17 protein-coding genes, 1 other RNA gene and 1 pseudogene are annotated in these 20,935 nt (G+C 51.1%); 9 read left to right on the forward strand and 10 right to left on the reverse strand.

Features of this window, described 5'->3' with window-relative positions:
• Nucleotides 1-153: 153 nt before the first annotated feature.
• Both ssrA and MON37_RS05815 read right to left on the reverse strand, forming a co-directional pair.
• Nucleotides 154-516, reverse strand: a transfer-messenger RNA (tmRNA) gene (gene ssrA / locus MON37_RS05810).
• Between the two features lie 115 nt (nt 517-631).
• Nucleotides 632-1,846, reverse strand: coding sequence for a pyridoxal phosphate-dependent aminotransferase (locus MON37_RS05815; RefSeq protein WP_039405929.1), 1,215 nt, complete (start codon nt 1,844-1,846; stop codon nt 632-634).
• Nucleotides 1,847-2,053: 207 nt separating this feature from the next.
• On the opposite strand from MON37_RS05815, the gene MON37_RS05820 reads away from it, so the two are divergent.
• From MON37_RS05820 to MON37_RS05830, 3 genes are all read left to right on the forward strand, one after another.
• Nucleotides 2,054-3,172 carry a methyltransferase gene (locus MON37_RS05820; RefSeq protein ID WP_039405931.1) on the forward strand — a complete coding sequence of 373 codons (1,119 nt, stop codon included), beginning with the start codon at nt 2,054-2,056 and terminating at the stop codon, nt 3,170-3,172.
• A gap of 40 nt (nt 3,173-3,212) precedes the next feature.
• Nucleotides 3,213-3,896 carry a 16S rRNA pseudouridine(516) synthase gene (locus tag MON37_RS05825; protein ID WP_039405933.1) on the forward strand — a complete coding sequence of 228 codons (684 nt, stop codon included), beginning with the start codon at nt 3,213-3,215 and terminating at the stop codon, nt 3,894-3,896.
• Between the two features lie 498 nt (nt 3,897-4,394).
• Nucleotides 4,395-5,324, forward strand: coding sequence for an immunity 49 family protein (locus MON37_RS05830; protein WP_039405936.1), 930 nt, complete (start codon nt 4,395-4,397; stop codon nt 5,322-5,324).
• Between the two features lie 38 nt (nt 5,325-5,362).
• Here the strand turns inward: MON37_RS05830 and MON37_RS05835 are convergent.
• Nucleotides 5,363-6,210 (reverse strand): IS630 family transposase gene (locus MON37_RS05835; RefSeq protein WP_242883807.1). Its coding sequence is split into 2 segments (ribosomal slippage): nt 5,363-5,895 and nt 5,895-6,210, totalling 849 coding nucleotides; the frame shifts between segments, so codons are not numbered across the junction.
• 102 nt (nt 6,211-6,312) lie between these two features.
• On the opposite strand from MON37_RS05835, the gene MON37_RS05840 reads away from it, so the two are divergent.
• From MON37_RS05840 to MON37_RS12455, 3 genes and pseudogenes are all read left to right on the forward strand, one after another.
• Complete coding sequence (locus MON37_RS05840) at nt 6,313-6,633, forward strand: hypothetical protein (protein WP_039410372.1); 321 nt, start codon at nt 6,313-6,315, stop codon at nt 6,631-6,633.
• A gap of 138 nt (nt 6,634-6,771) precedes the next feature.
• Nucleotides 6,772-8,607: an excinuclease ABC subunit UvrC gene (gene uvrC / locus MON37_RS05845; protein WP_039410374.1), complete on the forward strand. Its 1,836-nt coding sequence runs from the start codon at nt 6,772-6,774 to the stop codon at nt 8,605-8,607.
• Nucleotides 8,586-8,774 (forward strand): annotated as a pseudogene (locus tag MON37_RS12455) (IS5/IS1182 family transposase); the annotation flags it as partial. The gene uvrC and the pseudogene MON37_RS12455, both read left to right, overlap by 22 nt.
• Nucleotides 8,775-8,781: 7 nt before the next feature.
• Here MON37_RS12455 and MON37_RS05850 read toward each other — a convergent pair.
• The 4 genes from MON37_RS05850 to ilvD form a co-directional block, all read right to left on the reverse strand.
• Nucleotides 8,782-9,504 (reverse strand): thermonuclease family protein, encoded by a 723-nt coding sequence (locus tag MON37_RS05850; RefSeq protein WP_039410377.1) that lies wholly within the window; start codon nt 9,502-9,504, stop codon nt 8,782-8,784.
• Between the two features lie 69 nt (nt 9,505-9,573).
• Nucleotides 9,574-10,245: a ribose-5-phosphate isomerase RpiA gene (gene rpiA, locus MON37_RS05855; protein ID WP_039410379.1), complete on the reverse strand. Its 672-nt coding sequence runs from the start codon at nt 10,243-10,245 to the stop codon at nt 9,574-9,576.
• Nucleotides 10,246-10,315: 70 nt separating this feature from the next.
• On the reverse strand, nt 10,316-10,795 hold the full coding sequence (gene ispF, locus MON37_RS05860; protein ID WP_039410380.1) for a 2-C-methyl-D-erythritol 2,4-cyclodiphosphate synthase: 480 nt from the start codon (nt 10,793-10,795) through the stop codon (nt 10,316-10,318).
• Nucleotides 10,796-11,046: 251 nt separating this feature from the next.
• Nucleotides 11,047-12,906 carry a dihydroxy-acid dehydratase gene (gene ilvD / locus MON37_RS05865; RefSeq protein WP_039410382.1) on the reverse strand — a complete coding sequence of 620 codons (1,860 nt, stop codon included), beginning with the start codon at nt 12,904-12,906 and terminating at the stop codon, nt 11,047-11,049.
• Between the two features lie 291 nt (nt 12,907-13,197).
• Between ilvD and MON37_RS05870 the strand changes: the two genes are divergently transcribed.
• Nucleotides 13,198-14,163 carry an IS30 family transposase gene (locus MON37_RS05870; protein WP_242883752.1) on the forward strand — a complete coding sequence of 322 codons (966 nt, stop codon included), beginning with the start codon at nt 13,198-13,200 and terminating at the stop codon, nt 14,161-14,163.
• Between the two features lie 130 nt (nt 14,164-14,293).
• On the opposite strand, the gene MON37_RS05875 is transcribed toward MON37_RS05870, so the two are convergent.
• From MON37_RS05875 to MON37_RS05885, 3 genes are read right to left on the reverse strand one after another with little or no spacing between them, the layout of a single operon-like run.
• The gene (locus MON37_RS05875) at nt 14,294-15,748 is read right to left on the reverse strand and encodes a LutB/LldF family L-lactate oxidation iron-sulfur protein (RefSeq protein WP_039405788.1); all 1,455 of its coding nucleotides are present in this window, start codon (nt 15,746-15,748) and stop codon (nt 14,294-14,296) included.
• Nucleotides 15,745-16,446 carry a LutC/YkgG family protein gene (locus tag MON37_RS05880; RefSeq protein WP_039405792.1) on the reverse strand — a complete coding sequence of 234 codons (702 nt, stop codon included), beginning with the start codon at nt 16,444-16,446 and terminating at the stop codon, nt 15,745-15,747. The genes MON37_RS05875 and MON37_RS05880 overlap by 4 nt, the downstream gene beginning before the upstream one ends.
• Nucleotides 16,443-17,222 carry a (Fe-S)-binding protein gene (locus tag MON37_RS05885; protein ID WP_003743122.1) on the reverse strand — a complete coding sequence of 260 codons (780 nt, stop codon included), beginning with the start codon at nt 17,220-17,222 and terminating at the stop codon, nt 16,443-16,445. Before MON37_RS05885 ends, MON37_RS05880 begins: the two co-directional genes overlap by 4 nt.
• Nucleotides 17,223-17,648: 426 nt before the next feature.
• Between MON37_RS05885 and MON37_RS05890 the strand changes: the two genes are divergently transcribed.
• Together MON37_RS05890 and MON37_RS05895 are read left to right on the forward strand one after the other, a co-directional pair.
• Nucleotides 17,649-19,058, forward strand: coding sequence for an MFS transporter (locus MON37_RS05890; RefSeq protein WP_039405797.1), 1,410 nt, complete (start codon nt 17,649-17,651; stop codon nt 19,056-19,058).
• Between the two features lie 287 nt (nt 19,059-19,345).
• Nucleotides 19,346-20,899, forward strand: a complete 1,554-nt coding sequence (locus MON37_RS05895; protein WP_039405800.1) for a YdgA family protein — start codon at nt 19,346-19,348, stop codon at nt 20,897-20,899.
• Nucleotides 20,900-20,935 lie beyond the last annotated feature (36 nt).

Raw genomic sequence — 20,935 nt, forward strand, 5'->3', positions numbered from 1 at the left:
GAAACACGTTTTGATGAAATTCCTGAAAACTTACCCAAAAAGTTACCCCATAAATGATAAAAACCCGAGCATATTCAAGGTAACAAAAAAGCCTTGAAACCGTTAAGGCTCAAGGCTTTATGCGTATTACAGGATACTGCTGAAAATAGGGTATGGTGGAGGCGGGGGGAATCGAACCCCCGTCCGGAAGTCCTCTACAGAGCGTTCTACATACTTAGTCGTGTCTATTTAAAATCTCGTTCCTATCATGCCAACCGACAGGCCTTCTAGGAACCAGTTACCTTAAATCTTATTTCCCGCCAAGTAACCCGGCGGAAAACCAGTCAATGTAAAATGACGTTGCGGTAGCTTGCGCTACACAGCCCATTGACCAACTGCTGCAACGGCAGGCCTTAAGCGGCCAGTGCGTAAGTTTCGTCGTTTGCGACTATTTAGATTCAGTGTTTTACGGGAAATCTGAGATCCCGGTATGCCCGCATCTGCTTTGCAACCCCCGTCGAAACCAAGATCGCCCCCAGATGGGAAATGTTAATTATACGCATATCAGGCTGTTTTGCCAAGCAGAACGGGCATAACAAAGGTCGTCTGAACACGCAAATCATGCTTTCAGACGACCTTTCGCCTTATTAGATTATTGCCGATAAGTCTGCAAGAAGCGCTCGAGTTTGCCCATGGCTTCTTCGATTTGGTGGGTGTACGGCAGGGTAACGATGCGAAAATGGTCGGGGCGTATCCAGTTGAACCCCGTTCCTTGGACAAACAAGACTTTTTCGCGCACGAGCAAGTCGTAGATAAATTTCATGTCGTCATGGATGCCGTACATTTCGGTGTCGATTTTGGGGAACATATAAAGCGCCCCCATCGGCTTGACGCAGGATATGCCGGGAATTTGGTTCACCATTTCCCACGCTTTATTGCGCTGCTCCAGCAGGCGGCCGCCTGGCAGGATGAATTCATTGATGCTTTGATAGCCGCCCAAAGCGGTTTGGATGGCGTGTTGCATGGGCGTGTTGGCGCATAGGCGCATGGACGAGAGCATATCGAGGCCTTCGATATAGCCTTTGGCATGTTCTTTCGGACCGTTGAGCACCATCCAGCCTTGACGGAATCCGGCAACGCGGTAGGCTTTGGAGAGTCCGTTGAAGGTAATGGTCAGCAAGTCGGGCGCGAGTGCGGCGATGTGGTGGTGAACCACGCCGTCGTAGAGGATTTTGTCGTAGATTTCGTCGGCGAAGATAATCAGACCGTGTTTGCGCGCCAACTCGGCGATTTCGAGCAGGATTTCTTTGCTGTACACCGCGCCGGTAGGATTGTTGGGATTGATGACAACGATGGCTTTGGTTTTGGGCGTGATTTTGGCTTCCATATCGGCAAGGTTGGGAAACCAGTCGTTTTCTTCGTCGCACAAATAATGGCGCACCGTACCGCCCGCCAAAGTGGCGGCAGCCGTCCACAGCGGATAGTCGGGCGCGGGAATCAGGATTTCGTCGCCGTCGTTCAAAAGTGCCTGCATGGACATGGTAATCAGCTCGGACACGCCGTTGCCGATATAAACGTCGTTGACCGAAATGTCGCGCAGACCTTTGGTTTGATAGTAATGAACGATGGCCTTACGGGCGGAATACAGCCCTTTGGAATCGCAATAGCCCTGCGCGGTCGGCAGGTTGCGGATCACGTCCACCAAAATTTCATCGGGCGCTTCAAAGCCGAACGGCGCAGGGTTGCCGATATTGAGCTTGAGGATTTTATGGCCTTCTTCTTCGAGTTGCAGGGCTTTTTTGTGTACCGGGCCGCGGATGTCGTAGCAAACATGGTCCAGCTTGGACGATTTGGGAAATTTCTCCATGATGTGTGTTCCGTAAAATTGTTAACAATGGGGGTAAATGTACTCCGTTTGCAGACGGAAAGAAAGTATTTTATGCAATTGAGAATAGGTCGTCTGAAACCACATTTCAAATTTCAGACGGCCTTTATTACAACCCTATTCCGCTTTCAATACATACTTCCCGAAATATAGTAAACTTGCCGCCGTTTTCCCTTCCTCCTTCCCGTCATGTTCCCCATTATCCCCACTGACCGCGCCGCTGCCGAATGGCGCAACGAAAGCACGCAAAAGCCGCCCAAGCAGGCGGTTTATGTGCATGAAAGCAATGCCGCCGATATTCTGAAAAACGCCCACGCCCAAACGGCAACCGTTTGGACGGGCGATTTCCACAACGCCAAACAAGTGTTGGCAGCGATGAAAAAGCGCGTCCGCAGGTCGTCTGAAAAAACAAAAAACGTGCCCGCCGATATTCAGACGACCTTCCACACCCACCGCATGAAGCAGGCGCAGCAAAGCCGCGTGCTGAACATGCTTGCCGTCGAAATCGGCGTGGGTTTTCAGTTAAGCAACCCGCGCGCGCCGGACGTCCGCGCCGCCCTTGCTGATGTGTACGCCGAGCCGAACGATGCGCCGTTTTTGCTGCCGCTCAACCAGCTTTTGGGTTTCATCGGCGCACACGAATGGCACAAAAAAGGCATAGACATTCCGCAGCTTGGCGGCAAAATCCATATTCCCTTCGGCGTGTTCTCGCCCCTGCGCGGCGAATATTTGGACTTAATCGCCCAAGCGCCGTTAAATCCGAATATTCAGACGGCGTTCGACATCGGTACAGGTTCCGGCGTTATCGCCGCCATCCTCGCCAAACGCGGCATTCCCGACATCACCGCTACCGACACCAACCCCAAAGCCATCGCCTGCGCAACCGCCAACCTCGCCCGCTTGGGGCTGGACAAACAAGTTGCCGTCCAAGCCGTCGATTTGTTTCCCGAAGGACGCGCCGACCTGATCGTCTGCAACCCGCCGTGGCTGCCCGCCAAACCGACTTCCGCCGTCGAAACTGCCCTCTACGATCCCGACAACGCCATGCTGACCGCCTTCTTAAACGGCGTGCGGCAGCATTTAAACCCGCAAGGCGAAGCGTGGTTAATCATTTCCGACTTGGCGGAACATCTGCATCTGCGCGACCGTGATTTTCTGGAACAATGTTTTCAGACGACCTCTTTAGAAGTGGTCGATATTCTGAAAACCAAACCGCGCCACCGCAAAGCCGCCGACGAATCCGACCCGCTCGCCTTCGCCCGCAATCGGGAAACCACTTATATCTATCGTTTGAAAGCGAAGTCCTGATATACAATTAGGTCGTCTGAAACCCGTTCCCGCCATTCCCATGCAACTGATCAAATACCTTCAATCCCAAGGCATAGGCAGCCGCAAACAATGCCAGTGGCTGATTCAAAACGACTGTGTCGAAATCAACGATACGGTCTACAACGACGCCAAAGCCGACATCGATCCCGCTGAAGTCCAAACGCTGCGCATAGACGGCGAAGACATCGTCGTCGTCCCCATGCCCTATTTTTATATCCTGCTCAACAAGCCTGCCGATTACGAAACCTCGCACAAACCGCAGCAATACCCCAGCGTTTTCAGCCTTTTTCCCGATCATATGCGCAACATCGATATGCAGGCGGTCGGCAGGCTGGATGCGGATACGACGGGCGTTTTGCTGATTACCAACGACGGGCAGTTCAACCACCGCGTTACCTCGCCGAAACACAAAGTGCCCAAAATCTACCGCGTTACCCTGAAGCATCCTGCCGATGACAGCCTGTGTGAAACGCTGAAAAACGGCGTCCTGCTGCACGACGACAACGAAACCGTCCGCGCAGCCGAAGCCGTTTTGGAAAATCCGACCACCCTGCTGATGACCATTACCGAAGGCAAATATCATCAAGTCAAACGCATGGTCGCCGCCGCCGGCAACCGCGTCGAACACCTCCATCGGGACGAATTCAACGGACGAACGGTAGAAAATTTAGCCTCAGGGGAGTGGAAATTCATCACAGTTTGAAAATTTTGAAGTTTTTTCAAAAAAATTTTAACCATTATGATTTTTTTATTTGTTTTAAAACATGATGATATGATTGTTAAGATGTCATTAACCAAACTTAACGCCATCATTCGTGAACTATTATATAATTCGCGTGTCTGAGTAACACTTGCTTCGAGAGAAGTGAGTAAGTGAGTAAGACGTTTTCCCCGTAATGTGTTTGGCCATCTATACTTTTCCCCTTAGTATAGATGGTTTTTTTTATCTGCAATTTTCTCAGCCCTTCCTACCGTATAGCTCCCTTCCCTTAATCAGGCAAATAGAGTGGACTGGTAAAACAAATTATTTTATTCACAGACTGATGCCGAATGCCTGTTTGCTTAGCTGGATATAGTTCCGGGTAAAGGTTAAGCGAGACTGGCCTATAAAGCAGCGAAAGCGGAGAAAAATTTACAAGACTTGGAAAGAACCTTGGATAATGCCGCAACCGTTGCCTAAAACCAATATAAGGAGATAACAATGGGGCACAATATGATGACCACCCAAAAATGGTATGAGCATATTACTAAAGTAATCATAGGCAATACTGCTAATTTCAATAGCGGTTGCCTTGACTCTATAGATTATGTAGATGAAAGAAAAGGCGTTCCGCTTGCAGCTATGCAACATATTTTCATGGACGTTAGAGCTGCAGCTTCCCATGCCTATCTATTTGAACATGATCTTAAGAAATTCAAGCAATATGCTTATGTTGCAGGAAAGCTGGGAGTTTTGCTGAGTGTAAATTCTACAGACCCTGAACCCTTCTTTTTTCCCTGCGATATGCTCAACATTCAAAATCCGATGTTTCTGATGCTGATGAGCGACAGCCCGCAGCTGCGTGAGTTTCTAGTGCGCAATATTGACAACATCGCCAACGATACAGAAGCCTTCGTAAACCGCTACGACCTCAACCGTCATATGATTTACAATACTCTGCTGATGGTAGAGGGTAAGCAGCTTGAACGTTTGAAACAACGTAGCGAGAAAGTCTTGGCGCATCCCACCCCTAGCAAATGGCTGCAAAAGCGGTTGTACGATTACCGCTTCTTCCTCGCTTTCGCCGAACAGGATGCAGAGGCGATGAAGGCCGCCTTAGAGCCGCTTTTCGATAAAAAAACCGCGCGTATGGCTGCCAAAGAAACATTGTCCTATTTCGATTTCTACCTGCAGCCGCAAATCGTTACCTACGCCAAAATCGCATCCATGCACGGTTTCGATTTAGGCATAGACCACGAAATCGCACCGAGGGATTTGATTATTTACGATCCGCTACCGGCAGACGAATACCAAGACATCTTCGATTTTATGAAACAGTATGACTTGTCTTACCCGTATGAATATCTGCAGGATTGGATTGATTACTATACGTTCAAAACCGATAAGCTGGTATTTGGTAACGCGAAGTGAGAGTGAGCCGTAAACCTCTGAGCACCTGTTTTATATAGTCAATTAAAATCAAAATAGGACAGTAGCGCATCGTCAAATCGGGCGTAATCAGACAATACGGTTCGCAGATACCGCTTAATATTCGCCCAAACCTTCTCAATCGGGTTGAGCTCAGGTGAATAAGGTTCAAGAGGCAATACCTTATGTCCCCATTTTTCCGCCATTTCCCGTAAGACACCCATACGGTGAAATCGTGCATTATCTAAAATAATCACCGATTTTTGAGTCAATGCAGGCAGTAGGCATTGCTGAAACCACGCTTCAAAAAAGACTCCGGTCATCGTATTTTGATAAACCATCGGAGCAATCAGCCGGTTGCCGACTTGTGCGGACACCAGAGATAAGCGTCGGTATCTTTTTCCACTTATCTGCGCTTTCACTATTTGCCCTTTCGGGCTGCGGGCATAGGGACGGAACAGGTAGCGGTCAAATCCTGTTTCATCCAAATAAACGCGTTGGTAGTCGGAAAATTCGGCCAGCTGTGTCAAATAATGCGTTACTTTGGCCGGATCTTGTTCTTTGTAAGTGGTGGTCTTTTTTTGCGCGTCATTCCCATCTGTTTGAGTGCATAGCAAACGGCGGCGGCCGTACAATCAAAATGTTTGGCGATTTCATGCAGATAGGCATCCGGGTGTTGCCCAACATATTGAGCCAGTTTTTGCCTATCCAATTTGACGGCATTTAGACCGGTAACTTGATGTTTTAGGCTGCCTGTTTGTTTTTTAAGGTGAATCCACAGGTAAAGCGTGTTTCTTGACAAGTTAAATGTTGCTGCGGTTTGGCTGATGTTTTTGCATTGTTCGTAAAAGTTTAAAGCTTTGTTTCTCAAGTCCGCAGAGTATGCCATGGTTAGACCTTCAAAGTTGAGTATTGTACTATTTTATTTTTAATTGACTATAGATTTCAATTTTGCAAAGTACTCATTCAATCCTACAAACAGGAGTTCGTCATGTTACTCAAAAAAGGCTTGCTTTCTACTTTGTCCATTGCACTGATACTGGGTTTTTCCGCCCAAACTGCCGATGCAGACACCCATAAACGCCACCATCCGCGAACTCAAGCCGAACATGGCAAACTGCATCCCGCTTGCAAAAATTACCTCGACCGCCGCGCTGCATGGTACAAATACAAAGGCAACCGTGCCGAATTGAAAAAAAACCGAAAAGCCCGCAAAGCTTTCCGTCAGCTACCCTATAAAGAACAACGCATCCAATGCCGCGCCGCTTACGAAGCATTTGATGATTTCGATCAAGGCAAATTCCGCCGTTAACAATCATATCGGTAAAGGTCGTCTGAAAACGGGTTTCTATTTGAGAAAACCCGTTTTCAGACGACCTTTTGTTATATTCCTGAAATATAGTTTCCCCTATAATTCCGACTTTCCAGCCCCTATACTACCACCCGCCCCATGACCACGGACTTCGACATCCCCCTATTCCTCAAAAACCTGCCCAACCTGCCCGGCGTATACCGTTTTTTCGACGAAGGCGGCAACGTTTTATACGTCGGCAAAGCCGTCAACCTCAAGCGGCGCGTGTCCGGTTATTTCCAGAAAAACGACCATTCCCCGCGCATCGCGTTGATGGTGAAACAGGTTCACCACATCGAAACCACCATCACCCGCTCCGAAGCCGAAGCCCTGATTCTCGAAAACAACTTCATCAAAGCCCTGTCGCCCAAATACAATATCCTTTTCCGCGACGACAAAAGCTATCCCTACCTCATGCTCAGCGGACATCAATATCCGCAGATGGCGTATTACCGCGGCACGCTGAAAAAGCCGAATCAATACTTCGGCCCCTATCCCAACAGCAACGCCGTGCGCGACAGTATTCAGGTGCTGCAAAAAGTCTTCATGCTGCGTACCTGCGAAGACAGCGTGTTCGAACACCGCGACCGTCCTTGCCTGCTGTATCAAATCAAACGCTGCACCGCGCCCTGCGTCGGACACATCAGCGAAGAAGACTACCGCGACAGCGTGCGCCAAGCCGCCACTTTCCTCAACGGCAAAACCGACGAACTGACCCGCACCCTGCAACACAAAATGCAGACCGCCGCCGCCAACCTGCAATTTGAAGAAGCCGCCCGCTACCGCGACCAAATCCAAGCGCTCGGCATCATGCAGAGCAACCAGTTCATCGACAGCAAAAACCCCAACAACCCCAACGACATCGACCTGCTCGCGCTCGCCGTTTCAGACGGCCTCGTCTGCGTACACTGGGTCAGCATACGCGGCGGGCGGCACGTCGGCGACAAAAGCTTTTTCCCCGACACCAAAAACGACCCCGAACCAAACGGACAAGATTACGCCGAAGCCTTCGTCGCCCAACACTATCTGAGCAAAAGCAAACCCGACATCATCATCAGCAACTTCCCCGTCCCCGACGCATTGAAAGAAGCCTTGGAGGGCGAACACGGCAAACAAATGCAGTTCGTGACCAAAACCATAGGCGAACGCAAAGTCTGGTTGAAAATGGCGGAACAAAACGCACAAATGGCGATTGCCCAACGCCGCCTGCAACAAAGCAGCCAGCAACACCGCATCGACGAGTTGGCAAAAATCCTGAACATGAATTCAGACGACCTCAACCACCTCGAATGCTTCGACATCAGCCACACCCAAGGCGAAGCCACCATCGCCTCCTGCGTCGTGTACGACGAACAAAACATCCAACCCTCGCAATACCGCCGCTACAACATCACCACCGCCAAACCCGGCGACGACTACGCCGCCATGCGCGAAGTCCTCACCCGCCGCTACGGCAAAATGCAGGAAGCCGAAGCCAACGGCGAGGCCGTCAAATGGCCCGATGTCGTATTGATTGACGGCGGCAAAGGACAAATCGGCGTCGCCGTATCCGTATGGGAAGAACTCGGGCTGCACATCCCCTTGGTCGGCATCGCCAAAGGCCCCGAACGCAAAGCCGGCATGGAAGAACTCATCCTCCCGTTCACCGGCGAAACCTTCCGCCTACCGCCCAACAGCCCCGCCCTGCACCTCCTGCAAACCGTGCGCGACGAATCACACCGCTTCGCCATCACGGGGCACCGCAAAAAACGCGACAAAGCCCGCGTTACCTCATCCCTCAGCGACATCCCCGGCGTAGGCAGCAAACGCCGCCAAGCCCTGCTCACCCGCTTCGGCGGCCTGCGCGGCGTCGTTGCCGCCAGCAAAGAAGATTTGGAACAAGTCGAAGGCATCAGCAAAGCATTGGCGGAGACCATTTACGAGCATCTGCATTAAACGATGGGATGAATAAAGCAAGAGGTCGTCTGAAAAGTTTTCAGACGACCTCTTGCTTATATAGTGGATTAAATTTAAATCAGGACAAGGCGACGAAGCCGCAGACAGTACAAATAGTACGGCAAGGCGAGGCAACGCCGTACTGGTTTAAATTTAATCCACTATATTTCCTTCTTACCAAATCCCCAACCAGTTTTCTTCCAATTTTGAGTTTCCGCGTCCTTCTTGCGCTTCGCGTTCACCCCTTCGGAAATCCCACGGAGCTTGCGGATTTTTACCGCTCCACAAACCTTTACGTTTTTGTTTTGCCTGCTTTTGGCTGGCGGCGTAATCGGCATAGGCGGTTTTGCTTTGCTGTTTTTTGGCATAGCTGTCGTAATGCCATGCCGCGCCGTCGCGCAGCTGCATAAGGTTCAAATCGGTTGTCCCAACGGATACCTGCGCAACTTCGCGTTGGTAGCGGTCTTTCTCGAATACGCGTACTTTCACTTTTTTGCCGACGGCTTCGGCAATCAGGTTGTCACGCGAACGCGTACCGTATGCCTGATTGATTTCGGGCGCGTCGATATACGCCATGCGGATTTTGTGTTTTGCACCGTCTCCGTCGATGACATGAAGGGTATCACCGTCGTGGATTTTGATGATTTTTCCGTGATAAGTATAGGGGGCTTTTTTATGTATGCCAGTCTTGTCCACTTCGTTTTCAGACGACTTTGGCCTGATTGTATCGGTCAGTAGCGCACCGACGGCCTCTAAGCCGAAATGACGGCTGTCTGTAATATCGGAAACAATCTGAACGCCTGATTGAACAAGTTCGGTATCGCGTGAGCTGTAACCCAATGCGCCCAATACAGACAGGAAAACGGGCAGCCATTTGAGCATGGTAGTGGTCTTCATAATTTGAGAATGATAAGGTCGTCTGAAAACCGAAATTGGTTTTCAGACGACCTTCGCTGTTTATTGCCTTTAATTTTGTCCGGGTTTGATGACTTTGGCGCCCTGCTCTGTACCCAATATCAACACATCCGCAGCGTTGCGGGCGAAGATGCCGTTTTCGAGAACGCCGGTGATGCGGTTGATTTCATCTTCCATAGTCAGCGGACGGTCAATATGCAAGTCATAGACATCAATGATTTGGTTACCGTGGAAGGTGGTGTAGTTCAGGCGCAATTCTGGCTGTCCGCCCATTGCCAAAAGTTTGCGGGACACCAGCGAACGTGCGCCGGGCAACACTTCTACGGGCAGCGGGAATTTTCCCAAACGCGAAACATATTTGCTCTCGTCGGCGATACAGATGAATTTGTCGGACGCGCTGGCGACAACTTTTTCGTTTAAATGCGCGCCGCCGCCGCCTTTAATCATTTGCAGCATATGGTTCACTTCGTCCGCACCGTCAACATAGACAGCCAGCCCCATCACATCATTCAGTGATACTTCTGGGATGTCGTATTGCGCCATCAATTCGCTGGACTTTTTAGAAGTCGAAACCGCGCCTTTGATTTTTTTGCCGCTTTTGCCCAACGCTTCAATAAACATATTCACAGTCGAGCCGGAGCCGATGCCGATGTATTCGTTTTCGGGTACGAATTCCACCGCTTTCTCGGCGGCAATGCGCTTCAATTCGTCTTGAGTAGCCATGAGTTCTCCTTAATGGGATGTCGGTTGATGGACATATGTTAACATTTTCATGCCATTTGTGCTTGCCTGCTTACGCTTTTTCCAGCAACACCGCCGCCTGCGCCTCGATGGCTTCCATGCGCCCCAGATAGCCGAGTTTTTCGTTGGTTTTGCCTTTGATATTGACACAGGCCGTCTGAATGCCCAAATCGGCGGCAATGTTGGCGCGCATGGCTGGAATGTGCGGCGCGAGTTTGGGCTTTTGTGCGATGATGGTTGTGTCCACGTTCACAATGCACCAGCCCAATGCCTGCACGCTTTGATACGCTTCGCGCAACAATACGCGGCTGTCGGCATCTTTAAACTCGGCGGCGGTATCAGGGAAATGGCTGCCGATGTCGCCCAAGCCCGCCGCGCCAAGTAAAGCATCAGTAATCGCGTGCAACAGCGCGTCGGCATCGGAATGACCGAGCAGGCCTTTTTCAAACGGGATCTTTACGCCGCCGAGAATCAAATCGCGGCCTTCGACGAGTTGGTGGACATCGTAGCCTTGTCCGATGCGGATATTCATGTTTTGTCCTTTTTTCAATGTCAGGTCGTCTGAAAAACGGGTTTCAGACGACCTGACATATGGGTATCAAAGTTTCGCAGCCTTTTGCCTAATTTTCCATCAGATACCCGCTTGAAACTTTTTCAACCGATACAAGCAATAAAATAAATTGCTGAGAGATAAGTCATGGATACGGTTTCGCCGTAAACATTGATTCAAACAGAAAAAGGGCAGGAGCGTTTCCGATGGCCTCCTGCCCGTAATATACCGAATCAACGCTCGATTTGCGATACGTCGCGCACCGCGCCTTTGTCGGCGGAAGTCGCCATTGCGCCGTAGGCGCGCAGGGCGGCGGAGACGTAGCGGTCGCGGGTTTCCGGTTTCCACGCTTTGCTGCCGCGTGCTTCCATTTCAGCGCGGCGTTTTGCGAGTTCTTCGTCGGACACTTTCAGATTGATGCTGCGGTTGGGAATGTCGATTTCAATCGTGTCGCCTTCGTGCACCAAGCCGATGGCGCCGCCTTCCGCCGCTTCAGGCGAAGCGTGGCCAATGGAGAGGCCTGATGTGCCGCCGGAGAAGCGTCCGTCAGTCAGCAAGGCGCAGGCTTTGCCGAGGCCTTTGGATTTCAGGTAGGAAGTCGGATACAGCATTTCCTGCATACCCGGGCCGCCTTTGGGGCCTTCGTAGCGGATGATGACGATGTCGCCGGCGACGATTTGGTTGCCCAAAATGCCTTCGACGGCGGCTTCCTGGCTTTCAAACACGCGGGCGCGGCCGGTGAATTTGAGGATGCTCTCGTCCACGCCTGCGGTTTTCACCACGCAGCCGCGCTCGGCGATGTTGCCGAACAAGACCGCCAAACCGCCGTCTTGCGAGTAGGCGTGTTCGACGTTGCGGATGCAGCCCTTTTCGCGGTCGAGGTCGAGGGTTTTCCACATGCGGTTTTGCGAAAACGCTTGGGTGGTGCGCACGCCGCCGGGCGCGGCTTTGAAGCGTTCGATGGCGTGGGTGTTTTCGGGATTGGTCACGTCCCATTTTTCAATCGCGTCTTTCAGCGTCGGCGCGTGGATGGTGTACACGTCGGTGTGCAGTTTGCCCGCTTTGTCCAGTTCTTTCAGAATGGCGAAGATGCCGCCGGCGCGGTGCACGTCTTCCATGTAGTAGTCGTGGTTGTTGGGCGCGGTTTTGCAGATGCAGGGCACGACGCGGCTTAAGCGGTCGATGTCGGCCATTTTGAAATCCACGCCCGCTTCGTTGGCAACGGCGAGCAAGTGCAGGATGGTGTTGGTGGAGCCACCCATGGCGATGTCCATGGTCATGGCGTTTTCAAACGCTTTTTTGGTGGCAATGCTGCGCGGCAACACGGTTTCGTCGTCTTGCTCGTAATAGCGTTTGGTGATTTCGACAATCATGCGGCCTGCTTCGAGGAACAATTCCTTGCGGCCGGCGTGGGTGGCGAGGTAGGAACCGTTGCCGGGCAGGGACAGGCCGAGCGCTTCGGTTAGGCAGTTCATGGAGTTGGCGGTGAACATGCCGGAGCAGGAGCCGCAGGTCGGGCAGGCGTTTTGTTCGACTTCTTCGACTTGCTGGTTGCTGACATTGTCGTCCGCCGATTCAATCATGGCGTCAATCAAGTCCAAACGGCGTTCGGGCTGGATGTTGGCCACGCCGATGACCTTGCCCGCTTCCATCGGGCCGCCGGAAACGAAGATGGTCGGGATGTTCAGGCGCATGGCGGCAATCAGCATTCCGGGGGTGATTTTGTCGCAGTTGGAAATGCACACCAGCGCGTCGGCGCAGTGGGCGTTCACCATGTATTCGATGGAGTCAGCAATCAAATCGCGGCTGGGCAGGGAATACAGCATGCCGCTGTGTCCCATGGCGATGCCGTCGTCGATGGCGATGGTGTTGAATTCTTTAGCGATTGCGCCCGCTTTTTCAATTTCGCGGGCAACCAGTTGGCCCATGTTGTGCAGGTGGACATGTCCGGGCACGAATTGGGTGAACGAGTTGGCAACGGCGATGATGGGCTTGCCGAAGTCGGTTTCCATCACGCCGGTGGCGCGCCACAATGCGCGTGCACCCGCCATATTGCGGCCGTGGGTGGAGGTTTTGGAGCGGTAGTCTGGCATTTTGCATTCCTTTATTCATATGATAAGGCCGTACCTAACAGGCAGGCTTCGCATTCTGAAAATACGCTGAAATGATTGCCTGCGGCCTATAAAAATAGTTTGGTATTTTATACCAATTATGTTTGGCAAAGAACCGCTATTTTGTAATAAAACTAAGCAGTATTTGCTTATCCTGCATTTGCTTCAACAATAAACAGAAGGTCGGCGGATTCGCATTTGAAGTGCAACTTTCCATAACAGAAAAAGGCCAGTATGCGGTAGCATACGGCCTTTCCTGCAAGAAAGATTGCCATGAGCTACACACAACTGACCCAAGACGAACGATACCATATCCAATACCTGTCCCGCCACTGCACCATCGCCGAAATCGCCAAACAGCTCAACCGCCACAAAAGCACCATCAGCCGCGAAATCAAGCGGCACTGCATCCAAGGACAGCAATACAGCGCCGAAAAAGCACAGAAGCAAAGCCGGCTGACCAAACAGCACCGGCGAAAACCCTATAAGCTCGATTCGCAGCTGGTTCAACACATCGACACCCTTATCCGCCGCAAACTCAGTCCCGAACAAGTATGTGCCTACCTGCATAAACACCACGGGATCACACTCCATCACAGCACTATTTACCGCTACCTCCGCCAAGACAAAAGCAACGGCGGCACTTTGTGGCAACACCTCAGAATATGCAGCAAACCCTACCGCAAACGCTACGGCAGCACATGGACCAGAGGCAAAGTGCCCGACCGCGTCGGCATAGAGAACCGACCTGCTATCGTCGACCGGAAAACCCGCATCGGCGATTGGGAGGCCGACACCATCGTCGGCAAAAATCAGAAAAGCGCGTTATTGACCTTGGTCGAACGCGTTACCCGCTACACCATCATCTGCAAATTAAAGAACTTAAAAGCCGAAGACACTGCCCGGGCGGCCATTAGGGTATTAAAGGCATATAAAGCCAGAGTCCACACCATCACCATGGATAACGGCAAAGAGTTCTACCAACACACCAAAATAGCCAAAGCCTTGAAGGCGAAAACCTATTTTTGCCGCCCTTACCATTCTTGGGAGAAAGGGCTGAATGAGAACACCAATGGACTCATCCGGCAATATTTCCCCAAACAAACCGATTTCCGAAACATCAGCGATCGGGAGATACGCAGGGTTCAAGATGAGTTGAACCACCGGCCGAGAAAAACACTTGGCTACGAAACGCCAAGTGTTTTATTCTTAAATCTGTTCCAACCACTGGTACCCTAGTGTTGCACTTGAAATCCGAATCCAAGGTCGTCTGAAATACTTTTCAGACGACCTTTATAACTTTTACAAGAAAAAAGCTTAGACACATATCATGTTCAGATATGGGTCATTACCCTTATGAATTTCGGCTTTACGCTTTTTCTTTTTGGCGCATTTTTTCCGCCATCATTTCATGCAGCGTTTTCTTGGCAGGTTTCATCGGAACGCGGTTGTCCGTCCAGCCCAGTTGCTTGCTTGGCGTCAATGCACGGAATTTGGTGGCCGCCCAACCGAAGGCGCGGTAGGCCTTGCTGCCGCTGAAAATGCCGTTGAATGTGCGCCATGCCATTTGTTCGCCGAAGGTATGCGATGCGCCTTGTCCGCGGATAGGATGCGGTACGACTTCGGACGGCGAACGTTGCGCTTCGACACGCAAACGCTGCATTTGTTCGGTAATCGGGATACGCACCGGACAAACTTCTACACACGCGCCACACATGGTGCAGGCGGTCGGCAGGTCACGGGTGGCATCCAGACCCAACAGGTGCGGAGAAATAATCTCGCCGATAGGGCCGGGGTAGGTTGTGCCGTATGCTGCGCCACCGATACGGGTATAAACCGGACAATGGTTCATACACGCGCCACAACGGATACATTGCAAGGTACGGCGCATTTGGTCTTCGGCATAGGCTTGGCTGCGGCCGTTGTCGAGCAGAACCAAGTGCATTTCCTGCGGACCATCCAGCTCTTCGCTGCGGCGCGGACCGGTAATCATGTTGAAATAGGTGGTAATGTTCTGACCGATGGCAGAACGCGGCAGCAGGCTGTACAAGGGAGGAATGTCGGACAATTTCGCCACAACTTTTTCAATACCGGTAATGGCGATATGCACGGGCGGAACGGTGGTACTCAAGCGACCGTTGCCTTCGTTTTCCACTAGACACAACGTACCTGTTTCAGCAACAGCAAAGTTTACGCCGCTCAAGCCGACATCGGCAGTGCTGTAAATATCGCGCAGGGCTTTGCGGGCGAAGCCGGTCAGTTGGTCTACGTCGTCCGTAAGCGGAGTTCCAAGATTTTGGTGGAAAAGTTCGCTAACCTGTTCTTTGGTTTTGTGAATGGCGGGCATCACGATGTGGGTTGGTTTTTCGCCTGCCATTTGGACGATAAACTCGCCCAAGTCGCTTTCCACCGCTTTAATGCCTTTTGCTTCAAGATAATGGTTCAGCTCGATTTCCTCGCTGACCATGGATTTGCCTTTGACCATCAGCTTGCCGTTTTTGGCAGTAATGATGTCGTGGATGATTTGGCAGGCTTCGGCCGGAGTTTCCGCCCAGTGTACTTTCACGCCCAACTTAGTCAGGTTTTCTTCCAGCTGCTCCAGCAGGGCGGGTAATTTGGATAATGAGCGTTGACGGACGTGTTCGCACAAATCGCGCAGGCTTTGCAGCTCTTCTTCGTCGCTCAAAACGGCTTTTCGCTTGGTCATCAGCATATCCATCGCGGTACGCAGACTCTTACGCAAAGGCTTGTCTTGAAGGGAAATTGCGGCGTTTTGTTTGAAAGTTTCCGGCTTCATGTGGAACTTGATGGTTTGCGTAGTCATGCGTTTTCCTCCAAATCGGCAGGGGAAATGTGGTCAGGCAGGATGGCGAGGATGACCAAATCACGCGGACCGTGTGCGCCGTAAGCAAGCGTCAGTTGGATGTCTGCGGTTTTGGACGGGCCGGAAATCAGGAAAACATTGGTCGGCATACCGTTTTCCACCAGTTTTTCACCTTCGACGGCGTTGTGAAATTCGTTATACATTTTCGCCGTATCAAACAGGCAGAAATGCACGGGCGGAACAAGGCTTAAAGTACGCGGTTCTTCGGGACTGGAAAACAGCATCAGCGTACCAGTGCGGGCGATGCCGCATTGCGAGCCGCTGAAGCCTGCATCGATGTTCGCGAAGAACTCGGTTTTCCAAGTATCGATTTCGCGTTCGAAAGCAATCGGTTCGATATTGCTGTCCACCAGCGCGGCACGGGCGATTTGTCCGTGTTCAGTCGCCAACGGCAGCAGAATGTTTTTCAAACCTTTGCCTTCGGCAGCTTGACGGAATACTTGCGGCCAGCCGGTTTTGGTCACCCAATAAATTTCGGTTTTGACGGCGCGCATAGCGGCAGCCCAATGTTTCAGACGCTCAACTTCGCTGCCCCAAGAAACGCCCATTTCACGGTAATAATCAAAAACCGCAGGCTCTTCCATCGGCAATGCGTCGGCTTTTTTCAGTTTTGCCAAAATATTTTCGCGCGCGCTCATGCTTTGCCTCCGGTACGTTCCAACAAGAAGGATGCGATGTGTTTCGGACGCGGCATGTTCGGCTCGTCCTTAGCGATTTTGCCGCCGATGTTCATCATGCAGCCGCAGTCCGCACTGATGATTTCGGTCGCGCCGGTTTCTTTCAGCGCGGCAACTTTGTCGGTTACCATCGCGCCGGAAATATCCGCTTGTTTGACGGAGAATGTACCGCCGAAGCCGCAGCATTCGCTTTCGTGATCGTGAACGATACGTTCAACGTTTTCCATGCCGTCAATCAACTGCCAGCCTGAAATATGGACGTTCATTTCGCGGCGTGCCGCGCAGGAAGTGTGGACGGCTACTTTGACCGGCTCGCCTTTGTCTTCAGGCTTGTAGCCGATGGCAAGCAAGAAATGAGTAAACTCAATGATGCGGTTGGCACAATCAACCGCTTTGGATTCGTATTCTGTATTTTTAAACAGAGTAGGCCAGTGATGTTTCATCATGCCGCCGCACGAGCCGGACGGTACGACGATCGGCCAGTTTTCAGGGAAAAGGTCGAGTTGCGCTTTGGCGACATCAAACGCCTCGGTCGGATGGCCGGAAGAGTAGGCGGGTTGGCCGCAGCAGCTTTGCGCCATCGGGTAATGAACCCGTATACCTTGCTGCTCGATTAAAGTAATGGCATCCATGCCTGCTTCGGGCATGAAAAGATCGAGAACGCAGGTGCCGAAGAAATAGACATCCGTCGGCTTGCTGTCGAATGTAGTGATTTTGGGTGGGGTGATTGCGCTCATTTTTTCGTTAACGGGAGTACCCGTTTTTCTTTGTATAAATAGACGGCTACTTTAAGTAATTGCATGTAGGCGGTCAAGTATAATTTTAAAAAATAATATTGGAATCGGATGACTGCTAAAACCTAATACCCACATATCTTGAATCGTCCTCATATATGCTAATTATTATCATTATAATTAATCTCTGATATATTCATAATTAAACAATACCCGAAATAAATTGCTTATGAACTCATTGCCGCTATAACGACTGTCATTCCATCACTCAACTTCAAAGGTCGTCTGAAACTCATCGCTTAAAAGTACATTGCTCAAACAATATTCTAAAACTGAATTAGATTTGCAACATTCTTTGCCAATAGCTGCCTTTTGCTACCCTTACCCTCTTTCAGACGACCTCCTGCCAAATCAGTTACAATTCATCCTATGAACAAAACTGAATCAAATGTTTCGGAAACGCCGCCCGTCCGCCCGTCCCGATGGCTGCCCCTGCTGTTGGCGATTGCGATTTTCATGCAAATGCTGGACGCGACGATTCTGAACACCGCCCTGCCCGAAATCGCCAAAGATTTCAAAGTATCGCCACTCAATATGCAGCTGGCGGCGATTTCCTATACGCTGACCGTTGCCCTGCTGATTCCTTTAAGCGGCTATTTGGTGGACAAGTTCGGCACTAAAAACGTATTTTTCGGTTCAATCGGTATTTTTATGCTCGGTTCGGCATTGTGTGCGGCGGCAGCCAATCTGCCCATGCTGGTGATGGCGCGGGTGATTCAGGGCATAGGCGGGTCGATGTTGGTACCCGTACCGCGCCTGACGATTTTGCGCGTGTACGACAAATCCCAACTGCTCAACGCCATCAACTATGCCGTCATGCCCGCGCTGATCGGTCCGATATTCGGACCTTTGGTCGGCGGCTATTTGGTCGAATACGCATCTTGGCATTGGATTTTCCTGCTGAACCTGCCCATAGGGCTGCTTGGCGTCTTGCTGGGCTGGCGGATTATGCCCGATGTCAAAGGCGAAAATACCACGCTGGACTTGAGCGGCTACCTGACTTTCGCTTCGGCGGCGTGTCTCTTGATGTTGGCAGTGGAAATGGTGTCCCACTCTGGCGCGGTTTGGTTTTCGCTCTTGCTCGCGCTCGGCGGCACGGCATTCGCCCTGCTCTACTACCGCCACATGAAAACCGCCGCCAACCCGATTTATGCGGCGGATTTGTTCCAAGTCCGCACCTTCCGGCTGGGTCTGACAGGCAATCTGTTCAGCCGGCTCGGCATCAGTTCCATCCCTTTTTTGCTGCCGCTATTGTTTCAAGTCGCGTTCGGCTTTGCCGCCAGCGTATCCGGCTGGCTGGTCGCGCCCGTCGCTTTCGCCTCGCTTGTTGTCAAACCGCTCATCAAGCCCCTGATGTCGCGCTTCGGCTACCGCAACGTGTTGATTTGGAACACGCGCCTCCTCGCCATACTGATTATGCTGCTTGCCCTACCCGACGCCGACACGTCCTTAAGCGTCTGGATAGTCCTGCTGCTCCTCATCGGCACCTGCAACTCCATCCAGTTTTCCGCCATGAACACCCTGACCATCGCCGACCTGCGCGCGCACCAAACCGGCAGCGGCAACAGCCTGATGGCGGTCAACCAACAACTCGCCATCAGCCTCGGCATTGCGCTCGGCGCGCTTATCCTGCAAAACTGGTCGCAAAGCAGCTTCACCGCAGGCAACCTCCATCTCTCATTCCGCCTCACCCTGCTTTCCATCGGCTTGATTACGCTTGTCTCCAGCACCATATTCAGCCGCCTGCACATTTCCGACGGACGCAACCTAACCGACTGAACATTTCCCCAAACCTTAAAGGTCGTCTGAAAGATATTCCACGCTTTTACCCGCACCACCCATCCGTCAAAGCAACTAACGGAAACAGTAAAAACTGCATTTGAACATCATTTGAAACCTAATACAGACATATCCAAACACTACCCGCCAACACCTACCGAACAATCGAAAAAACAGCCCAAAATTTTTCAGACGCCCCATATTCTTCACAGGAAGCCGCCACACCGAAAAGACAAGCAAAGCAAAAAATGCTATGCTTAACGCTTTCAATCTGTGTGTCTGAAGCAATGAAAAAGTATCTTATCCCTGTTGCTGCCGTAGCCGTAGCAGCCGTACTTGGTACCCCCTACTACCTCGGCATCAAAGCAGAGGAAAGCCTTACCGCACAACAAAAACTCTTACAAGACTCCGGTTTTCTGACCGTAGAATCGCATCAATACGAACGCGGCTGGTTCAGCGCAACGGAAACCACCGTTATCCGCCTGAAGCCTACCCTTCTTCAAAATACGCAAAAATACCTGCCCGACAATCTGAAAACCATCCTGCAAGAGCCGATTACGGTTATCAACCACATCAGCCACGGACCGTTTGCCGGCGACATAGGCACTCAGGCGCACATCGAAACCGAGTTCAAATATCACCCTGAAACCGAAAAAGCATTGTCGCGCTTCTTCGGCAAACAAACGCCGGTAACGATGAGCAACACCATCTATTTCAGCGGCAGCGGCAAGCTGGATTTGAGTATCCCTGCTTTCGATTACGAAGAGCTTTCCGGCATCAAGCTGAACTGGAAAGGTCTGAGCGGGCATACCGACTATAAAAAAGATTTCCAAAGTTACAGCCATGACTATCTGGCTCCCTCCCTTCAAGTCAAGCTGGCGGACAAGGGCGACATTTCTCTGGAAAACCTACATTTCCAATCTGAAACCACAAGCGGCCTCAACAAACTGTCTTTAGGCAAAAGCAGCACTACGCTGGATAAATTCCTGCTCCAGTGGAAAGACAACATCGATTACAACATCAAGCTGAATGAATTGGTGAACTTAGTTACCAATCTACAAATCGGCGCGTTTATCAATCCGACAGGCAGCATCCCTCCGTCAAAAATCGAAGTCAGCAAACTGAAATTTGAAACCGATACTCACGAAGCGGACAAATTCATCAACAGCGAAGGCCGCTTCCAATTTCAAGATCTGACTTACGGCGATGAAAAATACGGCCCACTGGACATCAATATTGCCGCCGAACACTTGGATGCATCCGGCCTTCTTGCGCTGAAAAATAAATTTGCCGAAATCGCAGATAAAAAAATGAGCGAAGAAGAAATCCAAAACGCCTTGATACAGACCGCCAAGAACGAGGCTTCAAGCCTGTTTACCAATAATCCTATCTTGAATGTTAAGACCTTCAAATTCACGATGCCTCAAGGCGATGTCGATGTCAGCGGCAAACTGCTGTTTAAAGGTTTGGTAGTAAAAGATTTGAACAGCCTCAGCGATATGCTGAAAAAAACCGAAGCCGGATTTGACATGGCGGTTCCGCAAAAACTGCTCGAACAACTGGCAATCAGTCAGGCACGCAGCATTTTCAGCGTTAATCCCGAGGACGAAGCAAATGGGCAGGCAGGTATCGAAGACGTTACCGAGACCCTGCGGCTGATGGTGGAAAGCACCATCCGAAGCATGGCGGACGAAAAATATCTGACGCTGGAAAACGGTACGGTCAAAACCAAGATGACTTTGCAAAACGGTGAACTAAAGCTCAACGGTAAAGTCCTTCAAAGCGATTCCGAACCGGATTTTGATGAGACGGATATGGTTTCCGAACCATCCCATCCATAAACCGAAAGGTCGTCTGAAAATTCAGACGACCTTTTT

This window comes from Morococcus cerebrosus, assembly GCF_022749515.1.
In the GTDB taxonomy this organism is placed as follows: domain Bacteria; phylum Pseudomonadota; class Gammaproteobacteria; order Burkholderiales; family Neisseriaceae; genus Neisseria; species Neisseria cerebrosa.

Excerpts from the sequence above, each read along its gene's own strand:
- MON37_RS05885 (WP_003743122.1), bottom strand. The coding sequence starts at position 17,222 with ATGAGCGCAATCACCCCACCCAAAATCACTACATTCGACAGCAAGCCG.
- MON37_RS05875 (WP_039405788.1), bottom strand. The coding sequence starts at position 15,748 with ATGACTACGCAAACCATCAAGTTCCACATGAAGCCGGAAACTTTCAAA.
- MON37_RS05840 (WP_039410372.1), top strand. The coding sequence starts at position 6,313 with ATGTTACTCAAAAAAGGCTTGCTTTCTACTTTGTCCATTGCACTGATA.
- MON37_RS05830 (WP_039405936.1), top strand. The coding sequence starts at position 4,395 with ATGGGGCACAATATGATGACCACCCAAAAATGGTATGAGCATATTACT.
- ilvD (WP_039410382.1), bottom strand. The coding sequence starts at position 12,906 with ATGCCAGACTACCGCTCCAAAACCTCCACCCACGGCCGCAATATGGCG.
- MON37_RS05820 (WP_039405931.1), top strand. The coding sequence starts at position 2,054 with ATGTTCCCCATTATCCCCACTGACCGCGCCGCTGCCGAATGGCGCAAC.
- MON37_RS05850 (WP_039410377.1), bottom strand. The coding sequence starts at position 9,504 with ATGAAGACCACTACCATGCTCAAATGGCTGCCCGTTTTCCTGTCTGTA.
- MON37_RS05815 (WP_039405929.1), bottom strand. The coding sequence starts at position 1,846 with ATGGAGAAATTTCCCAAATCGTCCAAGCTGGACCATGTTTGCTACGAC.
- MON37_RS05870 (WP_242883752.1), top strand. The coding sequence starts at position 13,198 with ATGAGCTACACACAACTGACCCAAGACGAACGATACCATATCCAATAC.
- rpiA (WP_039410379.1), bottom strand. The coding sequence starts at position 10,245 with ATGGCTACTCAAGACGAATTGAAGCGCATTGCCGCCGAGAAAGCGGTG.
- MON37_RS05825 (WP_039405933.1), top strand. The coding sequence starts at position 3,213 with ATGCAACTGATCAAATACCTTCAATCCCAAGGCATAGGCAGCCGCAAA.
- MON37_RS05895 (WP_039405800.1), top strand. The coding sequence starts at position 19,346 with ATGAAAAAGTATCTTATCCCTGTTGCTGCCGTAGCCGTAGCAGCCGTA.
- ispF (WP_039410380.1), bottom strand. The coding sequence starts at position 10,795 with ATGAATATCCGCATCGGACAAGGCTACGATGTCCACCAACTCGTCGAA.
- MON37_RS05890 (WP_039405797.1), top strand. The coding sequence starts at position 17,649 with ATGAACAAAACTGAATCAAATGTTTCGGAAACGCCGCCCGTCCGCCCG.
- MON37_RS05880 (WP_039405792.1), bottom strand. The coding sequence starts at position 16,446 with ATGAGCGCGCGCGAAAATATTTTGGCAAAACTGAAAAAAGCCGACGCA.
- uvrC (WP_039410374.1), top strand. The coding sequence starts at position 6,772 with ATGACCACGGACTTCGACATCCCCCTATTCCTCAAAAACCTGCCCAAC.